At 50.5% G+C, this 7269-nt stretch carries 9 protein-coding genes; 5 read left to right on the plus strand and 4 right to left on the minus strand.

All coding sequences use genetic code 11. The features are described 5' to 3' along the window. Positions 1 to 380: 380 nt before the first annotated feature. Positions 381 to 1262 carry an AraC family transcriptional regulator gene (locus ACTIKR_RS19635; protein WP_442328776.1) on the minus strand — a complete coding sequence of 294 codons (882 nt, stop codon included), beginning with the start codon at positions 1260 to 1262 and terminating at the stop codon, positions 381 to 383. A gap of 311 nt (positions 1263 to 1573) precedes the next feature. Here ACTIKR_RS19635 and ACTIKR_RS19640 point away from each other — a divergent pair, with 311 nt between their 5' ends. Genes ACTIKR_RS19640 through ACTIKR_RS19650 form a run of 3 tightly spaced genes read left to right on the plus strand, consistent with a single transcriptional unit; the run spans position 1574 to position 3348 of the window. Further along, complete coding sequence (locus ACTIKR_RS19640) at positions 1574 to 1984, plus strand: VOC family protein (protein ID WP_442328777.1); 411 nt, start codon at positions 1574 to 1576, stop codon at positions 1982 to 1984. Then, positions 1968 to 2309 (plus strand): nuclear transport factor 2 family protein, encoded by a 342-nt coding sequence (locus ACTIKR_RS19645; RefSeq protein ID WP_442328778.1) that lies wholly within the window; start codon positions 1968 to 1970, stop codon positions 2307 to 2309. Before ACTIKR_RS19640 ends, ACTIKR_RS19645 begins: the two co-directional genes overlap by 17 nt. Positions 2310 to 2361: 52 nt before the next feature. Then, positions 2362 to 3348, plus strand: a complete 987-nt coding sequence (locus ACTIKR_RS19650) for a saccharopine dehydrogenase family protein (RefSeq protein WP_442328779.1) — start codon at positions 2362 to 2364, stop codon at positions 3346 to 3348. Positions 3349 to 3396: 48 nt separating this feature from the next. Here the strand turns inward: ACTIKR_RS19650 and ACTIKR_RS19655 are convergent, their stop codons facing one another. Further along, entirely contained in the window at positions 3397 to 4311 is a 915-nt protein-coding gene (locus tag ACTIKR_RS19655; RefSeq protein ID WP_442328780.1) for an AraC family transcriptional regulator N-terminal domain-containing protein, read from the minus strand. 210 nt (positions 4312 to 4521) lie between these two features. Between ACTIKR_RS19655 and ACTIKR_RS19660 the strand changes: the two genes are divergently transcribed. Continuing rightward, positions 4522 to 5271 carry an SDR family NAD(P)-dependent oxidoreductase gene (locus tag ACTIKR_RS19660; protein WP_442328781.1) on the plus strand — a complete coding sequence of 250 codons (750 nt, stop codon included), beginning with the start codon at positions 4522 to 4524 and terminating at the stop codon, positions 5269 to 5271. Positions 5272 to 5364: 93 nt separating this feature from the next. Here the strand turns inward: ACTIKR_RS19660 and ACTIKR_RS19665 are convergent, their stop codons facing one another. Both ACTIKR_RS19665 and ACTIKR_RS19670 read right to left on the minus strand, forming a co-directional pair. Continuing rightward, positions 5365 to 5763, minus strand: coding sequence for a VOC family protein (locus ACTIKR_RS19665; protein WP_442328782.1), 399 nt, complete (start codon positions 5761 to 5763; stop codon positions 5365 to 5367). 15 nt (positions 5764 to 5778) lie between these two features. Continuing rightward, entirely contained in the window at positions 5779 to 6114 is a 336-nt protein-coding gene (locus tag ACTIKR_RS19670) for a TetR/AcrR family transcriptional regulator (protein ID WP_442328783.1), read from the minus strand. Positions 6115 to 6242: 128 nt separating this feature from the next. Here ACTIKR_RS19670 and ACTIKR_RS19675 point away from each other — a divergent pair, with 128 nt between their 5' ends. Continuing rightward, positions 6243 to 6989 (plus strand): SDR family NAD(P)-dependent oxidoreductase, encoded by a 747-nt coding sequence (locus ACTIKR_RS19675; protein WP_442328784.1) that lies wholly within the window; start codon positions 6243 to 6245, stop codon positions 6987 to 6989. Positions 6990 to 7269 lie beyond the last annotated feature (280 nt).

Genomic DNA, 7269 nt, shown 5'->3' on the forward strand with positions numbered 1-7269 from the left:
ATTCAGTTTTGAACACATCCGTCATTCAGCTTTGAATTTTCCGTACTGTTTGTCATTGAGTTTTGAACTCTCGGGTGTCCACCCTACTATTTAGATTACACAACAGCATTTTAACTCGCTACAAGTCTTATAGTTATTGCTCAGCTGAAAAACACGGGATGCGTGCGAATGTAGTATCTGTATAAAACAATCGGATGACTGGAATATACGCATCTTGTACTACCATGTGCTAGTTGTTCGAGACCGCAGCACCCATAACGCTTTATATATGCCAACGAGCGCTTCAGCCCCTAACATAGGAGTAATAAGTCGTTGCAGCAAGTCAATTATTCTAGAATATCAAACGGACTATGCCCTTACACCGGGACGGACACCTTTACTTATTTCGCTTTGTTTATCAATCGCGCATTATCCTTGGATGGCGGAAATCCGAATTGGCGTGAATACTCCCGACTGAATTGGTTTGGGCTTTCATAGCCCACCCTGAACGCAATGGCGGTCGCATTGCCTTCACCCGCAATAAGAAGCGAGCGGGCGTGCAGCAACCGCACATGCTTTTGATATTGCAAAGGGCTAAGCGTGGTCACTGCCTTGAAGTGGCGATGGAAGGCGGAGACGCTTAATGCTGCCATCTCGGCCAACATCTCTATCCGCAGCGGCAGGCTATGGTTCTCTCTGATCCACCGAATAACGACAGCGACGCGCGATAGCGCCGTATCGGGCGTGGCAATATCGCGCAACATCCACCCCAGGGGCCCCTGGAGCGTACGAAATAGAATTTCCCGCTCGTAAACGGATGCCAGTACGGCAATGTCCTCCGGCTGTCCCATTAACCGTAGCATGCGAACCCAGGCATCAAGTAGTTCAGATGTTACAGGCGCCACCGAGAACCCAGGCCTGTAGCCCCCGCCACCTGCAGGTTTAGGCAGGTCAGCAAGCAAATTGGCGACGATAGTCGGCTCCAGTGTGAGACTGACAGCCAAATACGGTTCTCCAGCTTCCGACGGATGGATTGAGCCGACAGCCGGCAGATCAACGGACATGACGAAATAGGTCGCGGGGTCATAGCGCAGCGTTTGATCCCCCACGGTCATGGTCTTTGACCCAGTAAGGATCAAATTGATCATTGGATCATAAACCGCAGCCAGCAGATGATCAGGGATCTTGCCACGCACCATAGCCACGCGCGGTATTCCCGTTTCTGTTCGCCGGTTTTCTGCCCCGGCAGCCAGGCGCCGAAGTTCCTGAAGTTGCGTTTCCATGAAAAGCATTCTTTCACGGCTATGGCCGATCGTCAACAAAAAAGCAGAAATAGGCAAGTTTTGGGGGAAATCGTGAGAGTGCCGGATCGAAGCAAACGCTACAATTTGCTTGTCCCATCCGGATTTAATCAATGAAGATGGTAAAGAATACTGACAGCAATCCCCGCATGGGCGCAGGTATAGTTGGCCCGTTCGATCAAAAAAGAAATAAGCAATATTGTTGTTTTAACTGCAGTCCGGACCGCGACCGTGAAAGTCGAACGAAGAAGCGCCATTTCAGGCGGCAATGTCATTTAAACCAGGAATTCAACATGCTTGATCATATCTTTCTTACCGTAAGCAATACCGAGAGCGCCATCGCTTTTTACACAAAAGTGCTGCCCATCCTTGGCATTACCAACCGGCATGATTACGACGGCAAGGATGGCCCCGCAGGGCATCCAGATCTGAAAGGGTTCGGCGCCAAAGGAAGGATATTTTTCTGGTTAAGACAAGGACAGCCGGCGCCTGAAGCGGTGCACGTGGGTTTTGTGGCAGACTCTGAAGACATCGTAAACGCAGCCTATGCTGCTGCACTGGGTGCCGGGGCGACGCAGATCCATAAGCCCGGGCCACAGCTTCATTATGACCCCCGCTATTACGCGGCTCAGGTCAGGGACCCTGACGGCTACAGCCTGGAGTTCGTCTACAAAAGCTGGCAGCACGATGATGCCACTCAATAACAGAGCCGTCGTAAACAAGCTGATTGCAGCCACCAATGCATTCAATGTTGACGCAGCCCTTGCATTGTTCTCACCGGAGGCGGTCATTCACGATGTGTCGGTCGGTGAGCAGTTCACCGGGCATGCCGGCATTAGCGATTACCTGAAGCGGTATTTCATTGACTATCACACGCAGACCCATTTGCTGTCTGCTGAATTCAAAGATCAGGGCCAGGCGCAGGTACGCGTGGATTTTACAGGCGAATTCGGCCACGAGATCGGCTTGTTGTGTTTCTTGTTCGACACCGGCTGGCGCATTGTTCGTATTGACGCCGATCTGGAATAAGCCCATCAAATCGTGATTAACCGCTTTTTCTGAAGCAATAGATGGAAATGATATGAAGAAATTAATGATCTATGGCGCAGCAGGTTATACCGGCAGCATGACCTCTGAACTTGACCACGCCGCTGGCCTTGCGCTGGTTCTGGCAGGTCGCAATGCTGAGCCGTTATCTGCATTGGCTGCTCAGACACAAGCTGAGTATCGCGTATTTGGTCTTGACAATGACGCTGCAATCGACAAAGCGCTGTCAGACGTGTCGGTAATCCTCAATTGCGCCGGGCCCTATATGCATACCGCTGGCCCGCTCATGCACGCCGCGATACGTAATGGTGTGCATTACCTTGATATCGCTGCGGAGCTCGATAGCTATCAACTGGCGGAAAAACTGGATGAACAGGCAAAAGCTGCTGGTGTGATGCTGCTGCCGGGTAGCGGCGGGAGTGTGGCAATGCTGGGCTGCCTGGCTGCGCATGCGATAGAGCGCGTTAGCGAGCCGCGCAAGATCAGCATTGCGCTGCATGTGTCGGGTTCGATGTCGCGGGGTTCCGCGGTCAGTGCCAGCGAAAATCTGACAACACAATTGCTCATTCGCTCAGGCGGTCAGTTGGTTACCAGAACAGCTACTGTTGCAGGCGTCTTCGACTTTGGCGCTGGCCCGGTCTCGTGCTGTCCGGTGACACTGCCCGATCTCATCACAATCGGCATAGCGACCGGTGTCCCGGACATTGAGACTTTCGTGCACGTTTCGGGGAATGCCTTTCCCAAAGGCGACCTGAGCGCCCTGCCCGCCGGGCCGACGATAGAAGAGCGCAACGCCAATCGGTATCAGGCGGCAGTTCAGGTCACTGGGTCAAACGGGATGAAAGTGTGTTCTGTCCTGGATACGGTAAACGGCTACACCTTCACACCGATGGCAGCAGCTGAAGCAGCACGGCGCGTACTCGCCGGAGAGTACAGGCCTGGCTTTCAGACACCTGCCGGCCTATTTGGCAAAGGTTTTGCGCAGACGATTGCCGATACGCGCATATCGGACTGCAATTGACGCGTGAGTGACTGGTTAAGCGAATATCAAATATGTGATTTAGCTTACCTAGCTGTTATAACCCAGGGCATCCATCGCACCGATCTTAACCGGTGCAACAGCGGAAGGTTGTCTGAACCTGGCCGCATCCCGCGCCGGCGGCATGCCAAAGAGGCGCACGTATTCACGGCTAAATTGTGACGCGCTTTCATAGCCAACGGCAAAAGCAATCGTTGCCGCATCCCCCGGATCAAAAATAAGCATCCAGCGCGCCCGCAGCAGACGTAGACGCTTCTGGTATTGTATGGGCGTCATATTGGTGACGGTTTTGAAATGACGATAAAACGCCGCCACGCTCATATCCGCTATGGCGGCCAGGCTATCGATTCGAAACGGCTGGGTATAATGCTCGCGTATCCAGTGGATGGCGCGGCGAATCTGTGACAGTCGCCCATCAGGGCAGGCGATATTGTAAAGCACCTCTCTTAACGGACCTTGCATCGCTCTGAAAAGAATTTCACGCTCAATCATAGGGGCAAGCACAGCAGCCTCCCCTGGCCGGTCAATGAGTCTCATCATGCGCAACCAGGCATCAATCATTTCAGCAGGCGCAGTGACCGCTGAAAAACAGCTCATACTTTGCCGCTCATGCCCACCAGTGGCATTGCTGTCTTCATCCAGCAAAGTGGCAATCACATCCGGGTCAAGTGCCAGACTGATGGCCTGATAAGGCAGATCAGGCCCATCGGCATAGATCTCTCCCGTCGCGGGCACGTCAACCGGAACAACAAAATAAGTCGCAGCGTCATAGTTAAAAATATTGCCGCCAATAGACAGGCTCTTGCTGCCTTGAAGAACAAGGTGAAGCATGGGCTGATAAACCTGATTCGCACACGCTTCTGCCTTAACCATCGACACGCGCGGGATACCGGTGTCTGTCCACTTACTGTCGGCGCGCATCACAATGCTGCGCAATTCATTCATTGCATTATCCATAACGCTGAGCATAAGGCAAATTCCAAAGCAGAACAAGATAAATGATAAGAATAGGCAATGATAAGAGAAGAATTGGCACGTGCCCTTGCCTGCGTACGATGGATACTGTTGGTAAGCGGAACAATGCGCTCAGCCGAGCTTTTACCTGTGCACATTTTATTCTGCCAATAAATTAATCAACGATGAAAGGTCACAAAAATGAAATTATCAGGCAAAATTGCTGTTGTAACAGGTGCCTCCAAAGGTATTGGCGCAGGTATCGCCAGCGCATTCGGCGCCGCGGGCGCCACCGTTATTGTCAATTATGCGTCTAGCAAAGATGACGCCGACAAAGTCGTTGCGCAGATTCACGCTCAAGGTGGAAGAGCCAAATCCATTCAAGCGGATATGAGTAAATCAGCTGATGTCATTCGCATGTTCGATGAGGTGCGCAACGAATTTGGAACACTGGATATTCTTGTTAATAACGCGGGTGTCGCAGTATTTGAGATGATTGACGATCTCACGGAAGACGCCTTCCACAAGCAATTTAACGTCAACGTGCTGGGATATCTGCTTGCAACCCGTGAAGCGCTAAAACAATTTAGCGCCTCTGGCAGCATCATCAACGTCAGCTCCATTCTTAGTACCGATCCCTATTTAGCATCCAGCATTTACGCTGCCACAAAGGGCGCCGTGGACACCTTGACGTTTGCCCTGGCCAGAGAACTGGGACCACGCGGCATCAGGGTTAATTCTATTTTGCCTGGACATACCAATACCCCAGGGACGAACGGAAACTTTGCGGGTGAATTAGGTGAAAAGCTGATTGCGGGAACGCCTTTAGGTCGTTTTGGAGAGCCGGAAGATATCGCACCCGTCGTCGTATTTCTGGCCTCTGATGACTCACACTGGGTAACAGGGGAATCGCTGAGGGTTTCTGGTGGCGTACGAGGTGTCGGGTACTAATCATCATCAAAGACGCACCTCAAAGTGCGTCTTTTGAAAGCTCAACGAAATAGATGTCATACGCATCGCCGTATATGAATTGATAACAGCAGACTAACTTAGAGGAACTTGACATACAACTTCCACATTTATACCATCAGGATCAAGCACATAGGCAGCGTAATATTGGTCGTGATAATGAGCCCTAATTCCAGGAGCGCCATTGTCGATGCCGCCAGCCTTGAGCGCAGCATGATAAAAATTATCAACTTCCGAACGTGACGCCGCAGTAAAGGCAATATGAGTACCTGAGCCCGGTGAATCATTATCATGGACCCATAGGATAGGATAGTTATTCTTGCCAAACCCATGCCGCGTTCCTGCATGGCGCGTCCGTTCTGGCCCTACGGTAATAATTTTACGTATTTCAAGCGGTGCAAGAGCACTCTCATAGAATTTGCGCGCAACTTCGGCGTTTAGTACTGACACTTCAATGTGATCGATGAAAGTCATGATTTTTCCTTGCTATTAGATAACGTGAACGTTGATTGAAAGGACTCTCCAGCGAGACTTGTTCTCGCTCAGAATACGATCGACAGGCAGGTTTACTTCTTCCACATAGTTTTTTAGACATCGATCAAACAATCCAGCTTTACTACCGAACGCAGCATAGAGACTAGGTGGATTGATGTCCAGCACCCGAGTCAAATCAGCTATGCCAACCGCATCATAACCATGTTCGTGAAACAGTGCCTTAGCCGCTATAACGCCCGTATCGCGGTCGAAAGACCGCCTAGGTTTCTTTCCTAGGGCATCTCCTGATGTCGGCACTGGCGGCTCAGATAAGCACAAACTTGCTGTCATGCGCTCCCCTAATTGTGTTGCATTTATGCCAAGCTTACATTAATTATGTAGTGATTACTATATTCTCATTGAGTGGCGAGTATATTTTAATTATAGTGATCACTACAAATGCGTAATTAAGGAACTATATGAATCTCAAACTGGAAAATAAAGTTGCCATCGTAACCGGTGGCGGCAGCGGCATTGGTTTTGCGATCGCTAAGAAATTGATTGAAGAAGGCGCTTACGTCGTCGTCACAGGCCGACGTGCAAAAGTTCTCGCCGATGCGGTGGAGCGACTAGGAGAAAAGGCCACAGGAATTGCTACTGATGTTACAAATTTATCAAGCCTCAAATCCATGTTCGTCGATGTCAAACAAAAATATGGACGTATTGACATTTTGGTGGCCAATGCAGGTGGAGGCTTGCACGCACCGCTTGGCAAAATCACCGAGGAGCAAATCGACAGCCAATTTTCCACCAATGTTAAAGGGGTGGTGCTCACGGTCCAGGAAGCATTGCCGTTGCTCGGTTCTGGTTCTAGCGTAGTGATAGTCGGGTCTACCTCATCGGTAGATCCTGGGCCGACTATGAGTATTTATGGCGCTACAAAGGCAGCTGTTCGCAATATGGTTCGCAGTTGGATCTCCGAGCTTAGAGGAACAGGTATTCGCATAAACATTCTTAGCCCTGGCCCAACAAATACAGATGCGCTACGCGAAGGATTCGGAGATCACGCGCAAGAAGGCTTGGCTCAGCTAAGAGAAAAAAGTCCAATGGGGCGCATAGGCGAACCGGAGGAAATCGCTGCTGTGGCTGCCTTTCTTGCTAGCGACGCTGCGAGTTACGTAAATGGGATTGAGTTGTTTGCCGACGGAGGAGCCTCACAAGCATAGGGAATCACCGACGATGCATGACCTTCCTGCAACGCAGAATTTTGACAATGATAATTGAAGGTCAATTGCACCGACTCGCCAGTAAATCGAATTTATGACAACAGATAGGCTAAGGAACTCTATAGGATGAATAAAATGTTGCAAGTAAAATTTTCTCGGACAGGAGGGCCTGAAGTGATGGAACTGCTGCCACTTCAATTGCCCCAGTTACAAAAAGATGATGTCAGTGTCAAAATCGGGGCAATCGGGTTGAATCGTTTCGAAGCTTTATATCGTCGCA

The sequence above is a fragment of the Advenella sp. genome (assembly GCF_052108595.1).
Lineage (GTDB): Bacteria > Pseudomonadota > Gammaproteobacteria > Burkholderiales > Burkholderiaceae_B > Advenella.